Below are 17097 nucleotides of genomic sequence, written 5' to 3'. Positions count from 1 at the left end.
GGCCCCCCCTGCTCACACCTAGGCCGCGGCGCACCACAACCTCCAGTTCCCTTACAGGAGATCCGAATTGACGACCCAGAGTCTGGTGCCCGGCGCGGTCAAGATCCTCGTCGCCGGCGGCTTCGGCGTCGGCAAGACCACCATGGTCGGCTCGGTCAGCGAGATCGAACCCCTGCAGACCGAGGAGCGGATGACCCGCGCCAGCATCGGGGTCGACAGCCTCGAGGGCGTCCAGGAGAAGTCCACCACCACCGTCGCCATGGACTTCGGACGGATCACCATCCACGACGAGCTGGTGCTCTACCTGTTCGGCACCCCGGGCCAGTTCCGGTTCTGGTTCATGTGGGACGACCTGGCGCTCGGCGCGCTCGGGGCGATCGTGCTGGCCGACACCAGGCGGCTGGAGTCCAGCTTCGCCGCCGTCGACTTCTTCGAACAGCGCGGCATCCCGTTCGCGATCGGCGTCAACTGCTTCTACGGCCGGCGCGACTGCACCCCCGACGACGTCCGCCGCGCCCTCGACCTGGATCCGGAGGTCCCGGTCGTGCTCTGCGACGTCCGGGAACGCGCCTCCAGCAAGGAGCTGCTGCTCGCCCTGCTGGACCGCGTGCACCGCGACGCGCTCGCGGCGCGGCGTTAGGGCGCTGCGGCGCCGTCGGGTTGCAGTGCGCTCGGAGCGGTCGGCGCGGGGCGGTCGTCCCGGCAGGCCGGTCCGGATCGGTCAGGTGGTGGCGGAGGCCGCCGGGGTGAGTTCCAGCTCCTCCAGGGCGTGGACCAGCGGGGCCAGCTCAGGGGTCTCGGTGGCCTTGGCCAGCGTCGCCTCCAGCGCGGCATCGTGCACCGGGCGGGCGGCCTGCAACAGCTCGCGGCCCCGCGGCGTCAGCTCGGTGTAGATGCCGCGACGGTCGTCCGCGCAGAGGTAGCGGCTGAGCAGACCGCGGTCCTCCAGGCGGGTCACCAGCCGGGTGGTCGCACTGCTGCTCAGAGCGGCCGCACGGGCCAGCTGCTGCATCCGCATGTGCCAGCCGTCCTGCCGGGAGAGCGCGTCCAGCACCGTGTACTCGACCACCGACAGCTGGTGCTCGGCCTGAAGCGCCCGCTCCAGTGCCGTGTCGATGAGACCGTGCAGCGCGGCGAGCGTGCGCCAGCCGCTCGCGCGGACCTCGGCGGCATCGTCGTGGATCCCCATGGCTCGCCCCTCTTCTTCCCCGGTCCCGTTCGGACCGCCGTCGGACCGGTCGCCGGACCGCCGTCCACCCCCGCCGACCGGTGTCCGGTGCCGACAGGGTGTCCGGCCCAGGTCAGCGGTGCTACGACCGGTCGAACGTCTCCCGTCCGCCCAGTATGCCACTCGGCGCATTCTACCTGTTTGTGCAAGTACCTTCCCCGTTCGGGGGAGTCGGGTGGTCGCGTCGGGGGTCGAGGTCCTGGGCCGAGTCTCCCTCGGCCCAGGATCAGCTCCCCTCTCCCCCGGACCAGGCGGCCGCGCAGAGTGCCGTGGCCAACTCCTCGCCGTAGCAGGCCGCCGCCAGCCATGCGGCGGTGAACGCCTCGTGGTCGTCCGCGACGACCCGGCCGAACACGTCGCGCGGCTGGTCCGCCGCAGACGCGCGCAAGGCGTCCAGCAGCGTCGCCCCGGTGGCCAGGCCCGCCGACCTCAGCCGGGTCGCGTCGCCGTCCGGCGTACCGCCGCCGAGCGCGAGGGCCTGCCGTCCACCCGTCACCGCCTGCTCCACCCGGCGGGTGAGCAGGTGAACCGGGGCCTCGGGGGCCTCGGACATGCCGGGCGTGCCGGGCGGATCGGCCGCAGCGGACGGCGTGACGGCGTCGGTGCGCGGGGCGGGCAGGACGAGGTCGGCGGTCTGCAGGCGTTCCAGACCCAGGTTGACCCGGCCCGACCGTGCGGCGTTCAGGGCCAGTGCCGGTTCGTCCGGTGCCCGGTCGTCCCGTTGGGGGTCGCCCGGTCGGGGGTCGCCCGGTTGGGGGGCGCCCGGGGGCGTCCCGACGGCGAGCAGGTGCAGCTCCGGCCGGGCTGCGCGCTCCAGGCGGCCGATCACCCGCAACCGCAGCCCGGGCGCGGTGGCGAGCAGCGCGAGGTTGCCCCGGAACGCGAGCCCCGGGTGGTCGTGTGCCGCCCGCAGCGCGACGACCAGGCCGCCGCCACAGTCGGCGAGCAGCTGCGGCACACCCGTCGGCCCGTACGGCGCGGCACCGAGCAGCGTGACGTCCAGGAAGAGCAGGTCGCTCCCGGCCGGCCTGCTCTCGTACGGCACCACCGCCGCCGACAGCGCACGCTCCACCTGGGCGGCCGGTGGCTCGGCCCAGAGTGCCGCGAGCGGCTCGGCCGTCCACGCCGCACCCGCCGCCCGGACCGCGCGCACCGCGGCACCCGCACCGAGCCGCCCGTTGGCGGACCTCGTCGCCCCCTGGACGGCGAGCCCGGCCCGGCCGAACTCGGCGTGGCCGAGCATGGCGTCGCCGAGCCGGACGACCCGGTTCGCGGCGCCGACGGCCTGCGGAGCCGCAGCCGTCGCGTCGGCGTGGGGCATGACCTCCGCGACCGTGCTCAACCGCCCGCCGGCGTCCATCGCCCAGGTGAGCACACCCGCGTGCGTGGCCGTCAGCACCGGCTCGGTGAACAGCCCGTAGAGACGCAGCCCACCCGCCTCGTGGTAGGCCTGCCGGGCCGAGCCGCGCAACTCGGCGAGGCGCCCGGGTGGGAGAGCCGGCGGGACGGCCGGCGAGGCCGTCGCGGTCGTCACGGTCGTCACGGCCGTCACGGCAGCGGTCAGCGCGGTCGTCAGGTCGAGCAGCTCGCGCAGACCTGCGACCAGGTCCGCCAGCCGGTGGTCCGGCTCGCCCGAGCGGGCGGCACGGACCCTGGTCACCACCGCCACCGCCGCGGCGGCCGGCCGGTGGAGGCCGGCCAGCCGCGCGCGGTGGGCCGCCCTCAGCAGCTCGGCCTGGAGGACGGCGCCCGTGCCGCCGACACCCGCCGCGAGCACGGCCGCGGCGGCGTGGTGCAGATGGTGAGCGGCGGCCCGCTCGGCCGGCGTCAGCGAATCGGCCGGCGTCGGCGAATCGACCGGCCGTGGCCACTCGGCCGGCTCGGCGGTAGGCGGGACGGCGGTCGGCGGGACGGCCGTCGGCGGGACGGCGCGACCGTCCGCCTCGTCGGCGTCGGCGTCCGCGTCCGCCTCGCCGTCCGCCTCCGCGTGGGACTCCGCGTCCGCGTCGGCGAGACGGCAGACCGTGACCGCGGCCGCCCGGTGGACGCAGGCCGGGGCCAGCAGGCAGCCGCAGCGGACGCCGGCCGGCTCGCCGACCACCCCGCCGGGCGCGTGCAGGACGAGCTCGGTCTCCTCGTCCACCGCGATTCGCCAGTCGTCGCCGGTGCGCTCGACCGGACGGCCGGCCAGCTTGGCCGCCGCGCCGTCCAACCGCTTCTGCAGCCGGGCCGACAGCCCGGCCACCACCTCGGCGACCACCTCCGGCCGAACCGCCGGCCACTCCGTCGTCGATGCCGTCATCGGACCTTCTCCCCTACCCAGCGGGCCAGTTCGAGCGGGCTGAGTGCCGCCACCGGCATCCCGGCCGCGACCAGTTGGCCCGCGACCGCCTTGGAGTACCGCGCCTTCCCGGTGTCGTCCAGCGCGGCGCAGCCGAGGACGTGGCACCCGGAGTCGACCAGCGCCCTGGTCTGCGCGAGCAGCCCGCCCACCGGGCCGCCCTCCTCGAAGTCGCTGATCACCGCGACCAGGGTCCGGGAGGGCACCGTCACCAGGTCCCGCGCGTACTTCAGACCGGTCGCGATGCTGGTGCCGCCGCCGATGCGCACCTCCAGGAGCAGGCTCAGCGGATCCCGCACCCGTTCGGTCAGATCGACGACCTCGGTCGAGAAGGCCACGAAGTGCGTGCTCAGCGACGGGACCCCGGCCAGGATCGAGGCGGTCAGCGCCGCCCAGACCGTGGAGGCCTCCATCGACCCCGAGACGTCCACGACCAGGATCAGCCGCCAGTCCGCGGCCTTGCGGGCCCTCGTCCGGAACACCGGCCGCTCGGGGACGATCAACGTGCCCCGCTCCCCCTCGGGCCCCGGCGGGGCCGGGCGGGCGGTGGCGAGGTTGGCCCGGATCGTCCGGTCCAGGTCCAGCCCGCCGCCGGGCCGTCGGCTCGGGCGCGGCACGCCCACGCCGGTGAGCGCGGGGCGCAGCCTGGTCGCCAACTCCCGGGTCAGTTCGGCCACCAGGCGCCGCACCAACGGGCGCAGCGCGGCGATCCGCGCCTCGGGCAGGCCGCCGGCGTGCTCCAGTACGGTGCGCAGCAGGTCGACGGACGGCCGGACGGTGTCGGGGTCGACGGCGGACAGCGCGTCGGTGCGACCGTGCGCCACGGCTGCGGCCAGGACCTCCTCGCGGATGCCGGGGCCGAACAGCGCGACCAGTTCCTCCGACCACTCGCGCACCCCCGGGTACGGCGCCCCGCGGCCGCCCCGCTGGCCGCCGGCGCCGCCGCGCCCGTCCAGGCGGGGGCCCGAGCCCTCGCCGTGGCCGGTGCCGTAGAGCTCGTCGAGCGCGGTGGCCAGGCGGGCCGCCCGCCCGCCGAGGCCGCCGCTGCCCGGCCGGCCGAGCAGCAGCCGCCACCGCTCGGCGGGGGTGAGGGCGTGTGCGGTGGCGGCCGTACCGGGGGCCTCGGTCACGGCCCCCTCAGTGGCCGGTGGCATGACCGTGCCGCCGGGTGCCGCGGGCGGCGCCGTCGTCGGCGCGGGTCGGCCGGCCGGCGGCCCGAGGGTGCCCGCCGGGAGCAGACCGCGACGGCCCAGTGCGGTACGGGCCGCGAGATCGGCCCCGGCCCACCGGGCGAACAGCGCCGGTGCGACGGCGTCCGGCAGGGCCTGCACCCGGGTGCCGAGGCGCTCCTCCACGAGCGTCAGCAGCCGGTCGCGGGCGGCCGGGCTGAGGGTGTCGAAGCCGCCGCGCAGCGCGGGCAGCCGGTCGAGGAAGTCCGTGTCGGCGAGTGCCGTCACCCGTTCCAGGACGGGTTCCAGGACCTCGGGTGCGGTGGCGAGGAGCCCTTCGGCCGCCGTGAGCATCCCGACCAGCGAGCGGGCGAGGGCGTGCCGTGCCGCGGGGTCGGTGGCCCCGTCGACCCAGGAGGCGGCGCGGCCGCCGAACGCCGAGGCGCTGTCGTGCCCGAGGAGCACCCGCACCGAGCCGGCCGCGCCCCGAACCAGCGGGCTCCCGCCGTTCGCGAGTTCGGCGAGCACGTGGCCGAGTCGCAGCCCGCCCGACCGGTCGGCGCGCCCGGCCAGCTCCAGGAGGGCCCGCGCGTCGGCGGGATCGTCCGAACCGCCCACCCCCTCCAGCTGCCGCACGGCGGCGACGGTCAGCAGCTCGGCCGCCGCCGCCAGCGCTGCGGCACGTCCGGCGGCCTCCGGCCCGGCCGCCGGGGTGTGGTCTTCCGCAGCGACGGCTGCGGCCGCCGGCAGGCCGGGGGCGTGGCCCGCGGTGAGGCGGTCCAGAAGGGCGAGGCCGTCGAGGAGTTCGGGCAGCGTGCCGCTCTCGGGGAGGACGGAGGTGAGCTGGGCGAGGCGGACGTCGGCGAGGGCGGCCAGGCCGCAGGCCGCGGCGTCCGCGAGGCCCTGCAGCACGTCGCGCGCGGTCGGGCCGTCGGCCTGCTGCTCGCGGCGCAGCCGTTCCCGCAGGGCGCCCTCGGCCGCCTGCGCGGGGGTGACGCCCCGGGTGCCCGCGACCGTCAGCATGGCCGCGGTGGCCGGCGTCCACTGCACCTGCCAGCGGGTGCCGATGGTCTCGATGCCGCCCGCACCGGTGCCGGCGAGCGGTTCGCCGTAGGGGACGCCGCAGGCGGTGAGGCGGTGGAGGAGCAGCTCGCGGCGGCGGTCGAGGGGTGAGCGCAGCGGGTCGAGCCGGAGGTCGCGCGGGGAGGACTCGGCGGCGTCGGCGGGGCCGGGGAGGCCGAGTTCGGCGAGCAGGGCCTCGACGGCGGGGGCCAGACCGCTGCGGGGGGCCGCGGGGGCGGCCCGGCCGGTGCGGGTGCCGACCAGGACGCGTTCGAGCGCGCGGGCGACCGCCCGGCCCCGGCCCAGCGGCTCGCCCTGGGCCAGTACGGTCTGCACGGCCTCGACCAGTTCGCCCCGGCCGGGGGCGGAGAGCCCGCGCAGCCGGGCGAGGTCGCCGGCGAGGCGGACGATCTCCCGGGCGTCGGCCGGGCCGGCGGGGTGGTCCTGGGTGCGCAGGGCCTCGCAGATCCGCACCGCGGTGCGGACGAGCGCCTCGGCGAGTCGCTCCCGGTCCCCGCCGGCCTCGAGGACGGTGTGCTGCCATTCCGGGTCCCGGATGCCGGCCGGGTAGCCGGAGCGGGCGTCCAGCAGCGGGTAGGTGTACGGGATCAGGGAGACGACGTGGCCGTCGGCCGGCGGCTCCTCCACCGGGGAGCCGGCCGGCCCCGCCGCGGTCCCCGCGGCCGCCCGGGCCCCGGGGTCACCGGCTACGGCGGCCGACTCCGACGGCTGCGGCCCGTCCGGCCGCTCGGCGGCGTCGAGCAGCGCGGGGGCGTGGAACGCCCCGACGACGGCGGCGACGCGCCGACCGCCCGAGGCGGCGGCCGCGATCCGCGCCCGCATCCACGCCTCGCGGCGCAGGTCGTACGGGTCGACGCCGGGGCCGTCCTCGGCGTCGCGACGCATGGCCCAGCCGACCAGCAGTGCGGCGCGCCGCACCGCCTCCGGGGTGGAGCCCGGGGCGGCGGTCTCGACCAGGCGGTCCCAGAGGTCCTCGTCGTCGTCCCGCCCGGTGAGCCGGCGGCGCAGCGCGGCGGCGACGCCCGGGCCGCGGCCGGCCAGGGGGGTACCGGTGGCGGGAGGACCGTCCGCCCGGTCGGTGCCGGAGCGGTCGGTGACGCCTCGTCCGGCGTCGGCGCGCTGGGCGAGCGGAAGGTCGCAGGCCACCGCCTCCACGCCGTTGCGCCGGGCCCACCGCAGCGCCGCCAGCTCCGGGGAGAAGTCGGCGAACGGGTAGAAGGCGAGCCCGGACGCCCCCGCGCCCGCGCCGCCCCCGGGGCCGTCGTCCCCGGACCCGCCGGGGGCGGCGGCGAGGGCGACGGGCGCCCGGGTGGAGTCGTCCGCCAGCCAGCCGAGCCACGGCTGGAACTCGGCGGGCAGCTCCACCAGCACCACCTCGGGCCGGACGGCGTCGAGCAGCGCGGGCACGGCCGCGCTGAGCGAGGGCGCGTGGTGCCGGACCCCGATCAGGTACGGCCCGGGCGCGCCGACGCCCGCGGCGGCCAGGCGTGCCGTCTCGGCCTCCACCGCCGCCCGTGGGTCGCCGGTGCCCGCGGCTCGGCCGGAGCGACCGGACCGGGCGGGCCCACCAGGCCCACCGGTGCCACCGGACGCCCCCGGAGCCGCTTCGCGGCCGGGGGGTGCCGCGCTGCTCGTCGTCGTCATCGCGTCACGCCTCCAGCGCCGAACGGAGGTCCCACAGGGTGCGCCAGGTGGCGGCGCCCTGCTCGGCGCGGCGGCGGACCGGGCCGTCCCAGTAGCCGAGCAGGCGGGCGGCGTCCGCCGGGTCGTCCTTGCGGACGACACCGATCAGCTGACCGGGAAGCCGGCCGAGCACGTCGCCGCCGTCGGGCAGGTAGGCGGCGGAGACGCCGAGCGCGGTGGCCACCGAGACCGCCTCGGCGGTGCTCATCACGGTGGACGGACGCTCGACGTCCCAGCCCTCGGTGGAGCGGCCGGTGCGGAGGTCCCGGAAGGCCGTGACGAGGGCCTCCAGCACCGCGTCGTCCACCGCGAACGGGGCCCCGGCCCGGGCGACGGCGGCGGTGGACTGGCGGCGGACCAGCTCGACCTCGGCCGCGAGGCTGCCGATCGGGCCGACCGTCTCGAAGTTGAACCGGCGCTTGAGCGCGGCGGACATCTCGCTGACGCCCTTGTCCCGCAGGTTGGCGGTGGCGATCAGGGTGAAGCCGGCCGCGGCGTGCAGCTGGCCGTCCGGGGTACCGGCCAGCTCCGGGACGGCGATGCGCCGTTCGGAGAGCAGCGAGACCAGGGCGTCCTGCACCTCGGGCAGGCAGCGGGTGACCTCCTCGACCCGGGCGACCGCCCCGGTGGTCATCGCGGTGAGCACCGGCGAGGGCACCAGGGCCTCCCGGCTCGGGCCCTTGGCCAGCAGCAGGGCGTAGTTCCACCCGTACTTGAGCTGGTCCTCGGTGGTCCCGGCGGTGCCCTGGACGGTGAGCGCGCTGGTGCCGCAGACCGCGGCGGCGAGCAGTTCGGAGAGCATCGACTTGGCGGTGCCGGGCTCGCCGACGAGCAGCAGGCCGCGCTCGCCGGCGAGGGTGACGACGCAGCGCTCGACCAGCGCCCGCTCGCCGACGAACTTCTGCTCGACGACCAGGCTCTTCCGCCCGGCCTTGAGCTTCTCACCGCCGCTGCCCATGACGAAGGTGACCACGGCGCGCGGGGTGAGCCGCCAGCCCGGCGGCCGGGGGCCGGAGTCGTGCGCGGCGAGGAACTCCAGTTCGGCGGCGTACTTCTCCTCCGGCGGGACGATCTGACGGGTCGCCGCCCCGGCCGGGGTGGCGGCCGCGGTGCCGGCGGACGCGACCGCGGTCTCGGTGGTGGTGCTCATCGGCGGGGCCTTCCTGCGCTTGCTGGTCTGGAGCTCTTCGTATCCGGGGGTGTCGCCCTCGCCGATCCGCTGCCAGGCCCGCGCGAACAGCTCGGGGACCGGCAGGTGCGGCAGGGCCACGCGGCGGGTGGGCAGGTCGTACAGCCCGGCCTTCCAGGCCTCGGCGGGAAGGGCGGGGGCCTTGGCCTCCTGCCAGCCGCCGGGCAGGAAGAGGCTGCGGCCGGCCCGGGCCCGCTTGGCCTCCAGGACCAGGCCCTCGGCGGCGACGAGTTCGGCCCGGGCCTTCTTCAACCGGGCGGGCTTCCAGCCCGTCCAGCGGGCGACGTTGCGGTCGGTCGGGTCGGGCAGCGCGAGCAGCTGGAGGTAGAGCGCGGCCGCGTCCTCGCCGAGGGCGTGCGTCTTGGCCACCTCGGCGACCAGGTCGGGGACGCTGAGCTGCGGGTTCTGCAGCCAGCTGCCCGGCGCGGCGGCCTTGCCGCCGGCCTCCGGTCCCGCGGCGGGCGGCACGGCCGGCAGGGCGACCAGACGCTCCGGCTCGCCGTCGAGGACGGCCCGCAGGGCCGGGAGCTGGCTGTCGAACCAGTAGCTCTGGGCGAGTCCGCCGAGCAGCTCCAGCAGCGGGTCGTCGCCGCCGGTGAGCCCGGCCGGGCGCAGCCAGGCGTACTCGATGCCGCCGGGGCCGGGGGCGAGAACGAGTGCCTCGCCGCAGCGGACCAGGCCGTCGGCGTCGGCGCCGCCCTCCTCCGGCAGCCCGAAGTGGCTGCGCAGCACGGGCGCCAGCTTCCCGTCCTTGACGGTGCTGTAGAGACCGTAGTCGAGCAGCAGACCGGGGTCGGCGAGGCGGGCGCGCAGCGCGGCGGCGGCCTGCGGCAGCACCGGGCGCAGCGGGCTGTCGGCGGGCAGGTGGTAGGCGAGCCAGCGGAGGGCGTCGACCGAGCCGCGCAGCGCGTTGTTGCCGGGCAGGGCGGCCGGGTCGTCGGCGACCAGGCGGTCCGCCTGGTCGCCGTCCTCGCCGGCGCGCAACCGGTAGCCGGTGGTGCGGGTGAGCCAGCTGTCCCGGGCGGGGTTGAGCACGGCCTCGATGTGGCCGATGTCGGCGCCGCTCACGGTGGCCTGGGACTCCTCGGGCAGGGTGACGAGCCGTCCGAACCGCTCCGTCCACCAGGCGGCGCCGGCTGCGGTGTCGGGGCCGTCGGTCCACAGGGCCTCCGGGTCGGCGGGCAGCAGGGCCGTCCAGACGCCGGTGAGGCCCTCCCGGTCGCGGTCGCGCAGCCAGTCGCGGGCGGCCTTGGCCTCGCCGGCTTTGAGGCCGTACTCCTGGAGCCGGTCGGCGGGCAGCACGCTGCCGTACCAGTGGAAGAGGGTGTCGGGCGGGCTGAGCAGCAGGCCGGCGCGGGCGGTGCCGATGCCGGTGCGCTCGGCGAAGTCGGCGGCGTGGGCCGCGTCCCGGGTGGTGGGCCCGCGCAGGGCCAGCGCCTGCCGGAACCCGGCCACCCAGGCGGCGTCGATCCGTTCCTCGGTGGTGCGCTCCGCGGTGGTGGTGAAGTGCGCGACCGGGCCGAACACGCCGCTCGGGTCGTGGTCGACGGCGAGCCAGTGCACCTGGTCGTCCTGGTGCTGGCTGCAGCCGAGGATCACGACGGTGCGGTCCCCGAGGCGCAGCACCTGGCCGGCCCGCTTCTCGTGCTGGTGGTAGCCGGTCGAGCCGGCGAGCGGTTCGGCGAGGCTGAGCTCGCGCAGGGTGGCACCGCGGTCGGCGAGCACGCCCGTGGTCAGCTCGTCGAGCAGGAGGGCGAGGGAGGACCGGCGGGCGCTGTCGGTGAGCGGGGCGGCGGCCGCGTAGGCCACGGTGCCGAGCCGGCCGAGCAGGTGGAGCCAGCCGTGGTGGTCGTCGTCGCCCTGGAGGTCGATCCGCAGCGGCACCGCCCAACCGTCGGCGCCCTCGGGCACGGCGGGGGGATCGGCGAGGACGGCGGTGACGGTGCGCAGGTTGTTGACGACCTGCCACGGGGCGGAGGTGCCCCAGGAGCGACCGAAGCCACCGAGGCCGGGCAGCAGGATCCCGACCGCCTCGCGCAGCTCGTGGTCGCGGCCGTGCTCGGGCCGGTACTCGGCCGCGCCGGCGGTGCCGGGCTTGGTGCGGCGCTCGGCCTCGGGCTGCGGGGCGAAGCGGGCGGCCCGGTCCAGCAGGTCGGCGGCGGCCCGGGCGAAGCCGGCCACGCCGGCGCGCAGCAGGGGGTGCCCCACGGCGGGGAGCAGCGCACCGACCGCCTCGACGGGCAGCTCGGCGCGGCTGTCCTTGCCGTTGGCCAGCAGGCGGCGCACGCCCTGGACGGTGAGCCAGCGCTGCTCGTCGGCGGGCACCGGCTCGGTGTCGACGGGCCAGGCGGCGTCGATCAGTCGGGCGGCGTGCTCGGCGGTGACCGCGCGCAGGGCCTGCGAGCCCGCCTCGTCGCGCGGCCGCAGGGCGTGCCAGTGGGTCAGCGGCGGGACGAGCGCGGTACCGGCCGCGTCGGGCCCGCCGGGGCGGCAGGCGTGCAGGTCGCCGATGGTGTCGCCGGGCCGGGCCCCGGCGGGCACGGCCCCGGCGGTAGCGGCCCCGGCGGTAGCGGCGGGGGAGCCGCCGGTCTCGGCACCGCCGGTGCCCGGGTTCAGGACGAGGGCGAGGCCGCTGCCCTGCTCGACGACCAGCGGGTTGGCACCGCCGGGCAGCCCGAGCCGGCCGACCGGGTAGCGCTGGGCGTGTGCGCCGGTGCCCGTCAGGACCAGGGTGGTCCCGTCGGCGGTCCCGGTGGTGACCCGGGCCCCGTCGACCCGGACCCAGCTGCCGAGGACGGTGCCGTCGGTGCCGAGCGGGGTGGCCTCCAGACCGGGCTGCATCGGGAGCAGCCGGGTGCGGTGCACGTCGAGCAGACCGGCGGCGGCGCCGGCGGCGATCCGGGGCGGCTCGGAGGGGCGACCGAGGGTGCCGGTGGCCGGGTCCAGCTCGACGAGGTGGCCGCCGTTGCGGCCGTAGCGGACCGTCCAGTGGCCGGTGCCGTCGCCGAGCACCGGGTGCTCGGCGGGCGCCCGGGTGTCGCCGGGGTGCAGGGGGCGCTCGCCGGTGGACCGTCCGCCGCCGGGCAGCGCGAGGGACGGGGCGCCGGGCTCGTCGCGGCCGCCGTAGTAGCTGACGATGGTCTCGCCGCCGAGGTCGAAGACCTCGGCCGGGCGGCCGGACCAGTAGGCCCGCTGCTTGCCCTCCCGGTACCAGGCGACCAGCAGTTCGCCGTCGACGTAGCGGATCCGGGGCCGCTGCCAGCGCTCCAGCTTGTCGGGGATGCGCAGGGTGTGCTCCAGCACGATGCCCTCCGGACCGACCACGAGGACCTCGCCCTTGCGGGCCACGATCAGGTACGGCCACGCCTCTTCGAGGAGGACGTCCTCCGGGAGGGTGTTCCCGGCCGGGCGGCCGGGGGCGGCCTTGGGCTCGGCGCCGAACCGGTCGAGCGCCTCCTCCAGGGCGGGCCAGCCGAGTTCGTCGAAGATGCCGGCGTTGAGGGTGCGGGCGAGCAGCCCGGCCACGTCGATGCCGGCGATCCGCTCGGCGGCGGCCGGGTTCTCGGCGCAGATGGCGACCCGGCTCGGCCGCAGTTCGCGGAGCAGGTCGGCGGCGCTCGTCAGGCCGCGGGCGGCGAGGAGCTCGTCGGCGCGCGCGTCGGACCACTCGACGAACAGCTCGCGCAGCACCGGCAGGGCGGGCAGCCCCTTCTGCACCGCCGCGTCCCAGACGCCCGGGACGGCGGCGCGCAGCGCGGGGCGGAACCGGGGGTCGGCGGCGATCGCGGCCAGGGTGCGGCCGTCGGGCCGGGCCTCGCCGACCCACTCGCGCAGGTCGAGCGAGAGGTCGGTGCCCGGGTCGGCGACCGGGACGCCCTCGGCGAGCAGCAGGTCGAGCAGCTCGATCCGGGTGGTGCCGGCCCGGCGGCCCTGGAAGAGGTCGACCGGGACGCCGTCGGCACGCAGTCGTGCGGCCATCCGACCGGCCAGGGCGACGGTCCCGCCACTGAAGCCGCTGGTGCGCCAGCCGCGGCCGATGTGGGCCGTCCAGCGCTGCAGCCAGACGGCCGGCGCCGTGGCGTCCGAGGCGTCCGCCGTGCCGGCGGCCGGCGGACCGGTGAGCAGCTGCTCGGCGCCGGACTCGGCGAGCAGGGCCAGCCACGAGGCGTCCTGGGCCGTCCGGTCGGTGGCGCCGGCCGGATCGGGCATGATCTCCAGCAGCCGGACGCGGACCGCCTCGTCGCTGCGGCCCAGCTCGACGACGGCGCCGTGCCAGGACTTCCAGAACGCGCCGGGCGCCCGGTCGACGGCGGACGAGGCGAGCAGTTCGGCGAGCAGGGCCCGCTCCTGCTCGGTGCGGTCCAGCCCGGCCGCCCTGATCAGGGCGCGCGCGTCCTCGGCGACCCCGGCGTAGGGGGCCATGCCGGCCGCCGAGCGCTCGGTGCAGAGCTGGCGGAACCGCTGCCAGGCCGTCAGCGGGTCGAGTCGGCCGCTGAGCTCCTTGACGTACTGGCGCAGGGCCTTGACGGTGAGGGCGCCGGCCAGCGCGAACTCCAGGAAGACGGCGCGCAGCCGCTCCTCGTCGACGGTCAGGCCGTGGGCGCGCTCGGCCTCGCGGGCCTTGCCGAAGAACGTCCCGGCGTAGGTCTGGTTGCCCTGCTCGAGGAAGATCCGGCCGACCTCCTCGCAGAAGGTGGGCAGGAAGTGCGGCACGGCACGGCCGAGGCGCAGGGCGAGCGCCTCGAAACCGTCCTTGGCGTGCCCGGGCTTGGACTTGGCCTGCCGGGCGAGCCGCTCCATCTCCTTCACCAGGGCGAGCGCGTGGTGCCCGTTGGCCGGGTCGTGGACCAGCGCCCAGGCGGGGAATCCGAGCGCCTCCTGCCGCACCTGGCCGACCTCGGCCGGCTCCTCGGCGGGCTTCAGGCCGAGGAAGTCGACGGCGAGGTCCTCGGCGGGGCCGAGTGCGCCGGGCACCAGCCGCACCACGCGGCGCTCGCCGAGCACCGGGTGGGCGTACGTCCGGGCCGTGAGAACGTCGGCCGGACTGTCGGGCCCCCCGACGCCGGGCAGGGTGCCGGCCGGGAGCACCGCTCCGGCGTCCAGCAGGCGCTCGTGCGCGCGCCGCGCCCGCTCGGCCGTCGGCTCGGCGGCCGGTCGCCCGGCGCGGGGCTCCTTCACTTCGGTGGTGCTCATGCGGCTTCCTCCCCTTCGACGGTGCGGCCGGCGTACAGCGCGGCGGCCATCCGCATCCCCTCGGACCAGGCGACCGGCCCGACCTCGGCCGGCGGCAGGACCTTCCCGTCCGGGCCGGTCCAGCTGAGTGCCCCGGTCTCGCACTCGTCGTACTCGTAGTAGTCGCCGACCCAGACCCGGGCCTCCATCGGGACGCCGCCCTCGACGACCGGCAGGACGGCGTGGCCGCCGCGCACCCGGTAGCCGAGCCGGGCGCACCGGCCGAGCAGGTCGCGCAGCGCGGCGTAGCGGCCGCCGGCGTAGGTGGTGACCTGGTGGCCGGTCGGTGCGTCGGCAGCGTCCGGGCGGTGCCAGACCTCCCGGTACAGCTGCTGGACCTGCTGGGTGACGCCCAGCTCGACGGCGAACTCGCGCAGCTCGTCGAGGTCGCCCAGGAGGACGGGGTGGGGTATCCGGATCTCGCCGTCGGTCAGGCGGACGGTGTCCCCGTCGAGGTCGACCAGGCCCAGCCCGCGCTCGGCGTCGGCGCCGCGCAGGAACCCGGTGACCGAACCGTCGGCTCCGGTGACCACGAGGTCGCGCAGGACCTCCTGCCAGGCCTCGTCGGCCCAGACGGCGGTGATCACGGCGGCCGGCACCGGCAGCGAGCGGACCATCCACCGCTCGACGTCCTCCAGGCAGCGCCGCCGGTGCGCGGCCAGCCATTCGGTGAGCTGCTTCAGACCGGTGACCACCGGATCGTCGTTCAGCTTCGACGGGAGCGACTTCAACCGGCGGCCGGCCGCGTTGCGGCACACCACCCTGCCCCCCTCGTCGAGCGCGACTTGATAGCCGCCCGCTCCCGCTTCCACCCACGCCACGGCCGCTCTCCTCCCAGCTGCTGGTCTGCGATGGGAGGAACGTAACGGGACACACTGACAACGCGGACGCCGGGGTTCGCCGCTGGTCGGCGGCGGAATGCAAACCCATCGAACGGGTGAACGATCACGGTCGGCCGGCACCCACGCGCCCCCCGGGCGCCGAGCCCCGCGGCGGGCGGAGGCCGGTACCGGTGCCGCCGCGTGGCCGACGCACCTACGACCGACGCACCTACGACACGGTGAGGCGGAGGATGCGGTCGTCGCCGGGGCGGGGGTCGCCGCGGCCGTCGGTGTTGTCGGTCATCAGCAGCAGCGTGCCGTCCGGGGCGGCGACGACGGTGCGCAGCCGGCCGTAGGCGCCGTCGAAGAACTCCTGCGGCGCGGCGGCGAGGTGGTCGCCGTCGAGCGGCACGCGCCACACGCTGGTACCGCGCAGCCCGGCGACCCAGACGGCGCCGTCGGCGTACGCGATGCCGCTCGGGGAGGACTCGGAGGTGCGCCACCGCACCACCGGGTCGATGAACCCCGGGCGCTCCCCGATCCCCTCGACCTCCGGCCAGCCGTAGTTGCCGCCGGCCCGGACGAGGTTCAGCTCGTCCCAGTTGTCCTCGCCGAACTCCGAGGCCCAGAGCCTGCCCTGGGGGTCGAAGGCGATCCCCTGGACGTTGCGGTGGCCGTAGGAGAAGACGGGTGATCTGGGGAACGGGTTGCCGGGCGCGGGGGCGCCGTCGGGGGTGACCCGGAGGATCTTGCCGCCGAGCGAGTTCAGGTCCTGCGCGAGGGCGCGGTCGCTGCTGTCGCCGGTGGTCGCGTAGAGCATGCCGTCCGGGCCGAAGGCGATCCGGCCGCCGTTGTGCCGGGGGCCGTGCGGAATGCCCGTCAGGACGACTGTCGGGTCCCCGAGTTGCCGCCCGGCCGGCCGCGACGGATCGTAGGGGAAGCGGACGATGCGGTTGTCGTCCGCGGTGCTGAGGTAGGCATAGACCAGGTGGTCGGCCGGGTAGCCGGGCGACAGCGCCAGGCCCAGCAGCCCGCCCTCGCCGCCGGCGACCACGCCGGGAACGGTGCCGACCTCGGTCTTGGCACCGCCCTCGGCCGCGATCCGGAGGATCCGCCCGTCGTCCCGCTCGGAGACCAGCAGGTCCCCCTCGGGCAGCACCGCCAGGCCCCAGGGGGACCGGAGGCCGTCGGCGACGGTGCCCCGGACCGCCACCGACGGTGTGGCGGCGGGCGAGGCGGGAACGGGGGCGGAGGCCGGCGCGGAGGCGGCGGTCGGGCCGGTCGAGGGCGTCCCGGGTACGGGCTCGGCGGAGGAGCAGCCCGCGGCCGCGACCGGCCCCAGCACGAGGGCGAGCAGCACGACGGCGGTTCGGCGGAGCACCGGTGGGCCTCCCGGAGCGGAACGAGCGGGGCGGGTTCGGATGCGGCGCCACCCAGGACACCACATCGGCCCGCGACCGGGCGGGCAACCCGCCGCCGAGCCTGCGGAGGGCCCTCCCCCGCTCCTCCGTCGCCCCCCGTCCGGACGCCTCAGCCCGCGGTCACCCGGGTGCCCGCCCGCGGCACGATCACCGGCGCGCCGTCACCAGGGGCGGCCAGCACGTCGCTGTCGACGTCGTAGAGGGCCCGGACCAGCGGCGCGTCCACCACCTCGCGCGGCGCGCCGCACGCGACGACCCCGCCGTCCCGCATCGCGACCACCAGGTCCGCGTACCGGGCGGCGGCCGCGAGGTCGTGCAGCACCATGACGACGGTGCGCCCGCCCGCCGCGACCTCGCGCACCAGCTCCAGCACCTCGACGGCGTGGCCGAGGTCGAGCGCGCTGGTGGGCTCGTCGAGCAGGACCACCGGCGCGTCCTGTGCGAGCACCATGGCCAGCCAGCAGCGCTGCCGCTGGCCGCCCGAGAGCCGGTCCAGGCGGCGGTCGGCGAAGGCGTCGACACCGGTGGCGCGCAGCGCCTCGGCGGTGAGCCGCTCGTCCTCCGCCGACCACTGGCGGAAGAGGCCCTGGTGCGGGTGGCGGCCGTACCGGACCAGCCCGGCCACGGTGACCGCCTCGGGCGCCTGCGGGCTCTGCGGGAGCAGGGCGACCCGGTGCGCGGCCCGGCGCGGACGCAGCCGCCAGACGTCCTCGCCGCCGACCAGCACCCGCCCGGCGTCGGGCCGGTGCAGCCGGGCGATCGAGCGCAGCAGGGTGGACTTGCCGCAGCCGTTCGGGCCGACGATCGCCACCACCCGTCCGGCGGGCAGGACGAGGTCGATCCCGTTCAGCACCGGGCGCCCCGGGCCGTAGCCCGCCGTGAGCCCTTCGACCGTCAACTCCATGGCGTCCTCCTCATGATGGGAGCCGA

General features: G+C 77.2%; 8 protein-coding genes. 1 reads left to right on the top strand and 7 read right to left on the bottom strand.

Annotated features, from left to right (window positions below; translation table 11 throughout):
• The first annotated feature begins 67 nt into the window (after positions 1-67).
• Positions 68-640, top strand: a complete 573-nt coding sequence (locus tag MCM47_RS16305; RefSeq protein ID WP_238862342.1) for an ATP/GTP-binding protein — start codon at positions 68-70, stop codon at positions 638-640.
• An 81-nt stretch (positions 641-721) separates the two neighbouring features.
• Here the strand turns inward: MCM47_RS16305 and MCM47_RS16300 are convergent, their stop codons facing one another.
• From MCM47_RS16300 to MCM47_RS16270, 7 genes are all read right to left on the bottom strand, one after another.
• A complete protein-coding gene (locus MCM47_RS16300; RefSeq protein ID WP_238862341.1) occupies positions 722-1189 on the bottom strand; it encodes a MarR family winged helix-turn-helix transcriptional regulator in 468 nt (155 codons plus the stop codon).
• Between the two features lie 265 nt (positions 1190-1454).
• Entirely contained in the window at positions 1455-3530 is a 2076-nt protein-coding gene (locus MCM47_RS16295) for a hypothetical protein (RefSeq protein WP_238862681.1), read from the bottom strand.
• Positions 3527-7465 (bottom strand): DUF5682 family protein, encoded by a 3939-nt coding sequence (locus tag MCM47_RS16290; RefSeq protein WP_238862340.1) that lies wholly within the window; start codon positions 7463-7465, stop codon positions 3527-3529. Before MCM47_RS16290 ends, MCM47_RS16295 begins: the two co-directional genes overlap by 4 nt.
• A 4-nt stretch (positions 7466-7469) precedes the next feature.
• A complete protein-coding gene (locus tag MCM47_RS16285; RefSeq protein WP_238862680.1) occupies positions 7470-13886 on the bottom strand; it encodes an AAA family ATPase in 6417 nt (2138 codons plus the stop codon).
• Complete coding sequence (locus tag MCM47_RS16280; RefSeq protein WP_238862339.1) at positions 13883-14746, bottom strand: DUF4132 domain-containing protein; 864 nt, start codon at positions 14744-14746, stop codon at positions 13883-13885. The genes MCM47_RS16285 and MCM47_RS16280 overlap by 4 nt, the downstream gene beginning before the upstream one ends.
• Before the next feature lie 229 nt (positions 14747-14975).
• Positions 14976-16127: a sorbosone dehydrogenase family protein gene (locus MCM47_RS16275; protein WP_238862338.1), complete on the bottom strand. Its 1152-nt coding sequence runs from the start codon at positions 16125-16127 to the stop codon at positions 14976-14978.
• A 149-nt stretch (positions 16128-16276) separates the two neighbouring features.
• Positions 16277-17071 (bottom strand): ABC transporter ATP-binding protein, encoded by a 795-nt coding sequence (locus tag MCM47_RS16270; protein WP_238862337.1) that lies wholly within the window; start codon positions 17069-17071, stop codon positions 16277-16279.
• Positions 17072-17097 lie beyond the last annotated feature (26 nt).

The sequence above is a fragment of the Kitasatospora sp. A2-31 genome, assembly GCF_022288725.1.
Classification (GTDB): Bacteria; Actinomycetota; Actinomycetes; order Streptomycetales; family Streptomycetaceae; genus Kitasatospora.
The sequence above is the reverse complement of the archived record's forward strand: the minus strand, read 5'-3'. Positions and strand labels throughout refer to the sequence as shown.

Excerpts from the sequence above, each read along its gene's own strand:
- MCM47_RS16300 (WP_238862341.1), bottom strand. The coding sequence starts at position 1,189 with ATGGGGATCCACGACGATGCCGCCGAGGTCCGCGCGAGCGGCTGGCGC.
- MCM47_RS16295 (WP_238862681.1), bottom strand. The coding sequence starts at position 3,530 with ATGACGGCATCGACGACGGAGTGGCCGGCGGTTCGGCCGGAGGTGGTC.
- MCM47_RS16290 (WP_238862340.1), bottom strand. The coding sequence starts at position 7,465 with ATGACGACGACGAGCAGCGCGGCACCCCCCGGCCGCGAAGCGGCTCCG.
- MCM47_RS16285 (WP_238862680.1), bottom strand. The coding sequence starts at position 13,886 with ATGAGCACCACCGAAGTGAAGGAGCCCCGCGCCGGGCGACCGGCCGCC.
- MCM47_RS16270 (WP_238862337.1), bottom strand. The coding sequence starts at position 17,071 with ATGGAGTTGACGGTCGAAGGGCTCACGGCGGGCTACGGCCCGGGGCGC.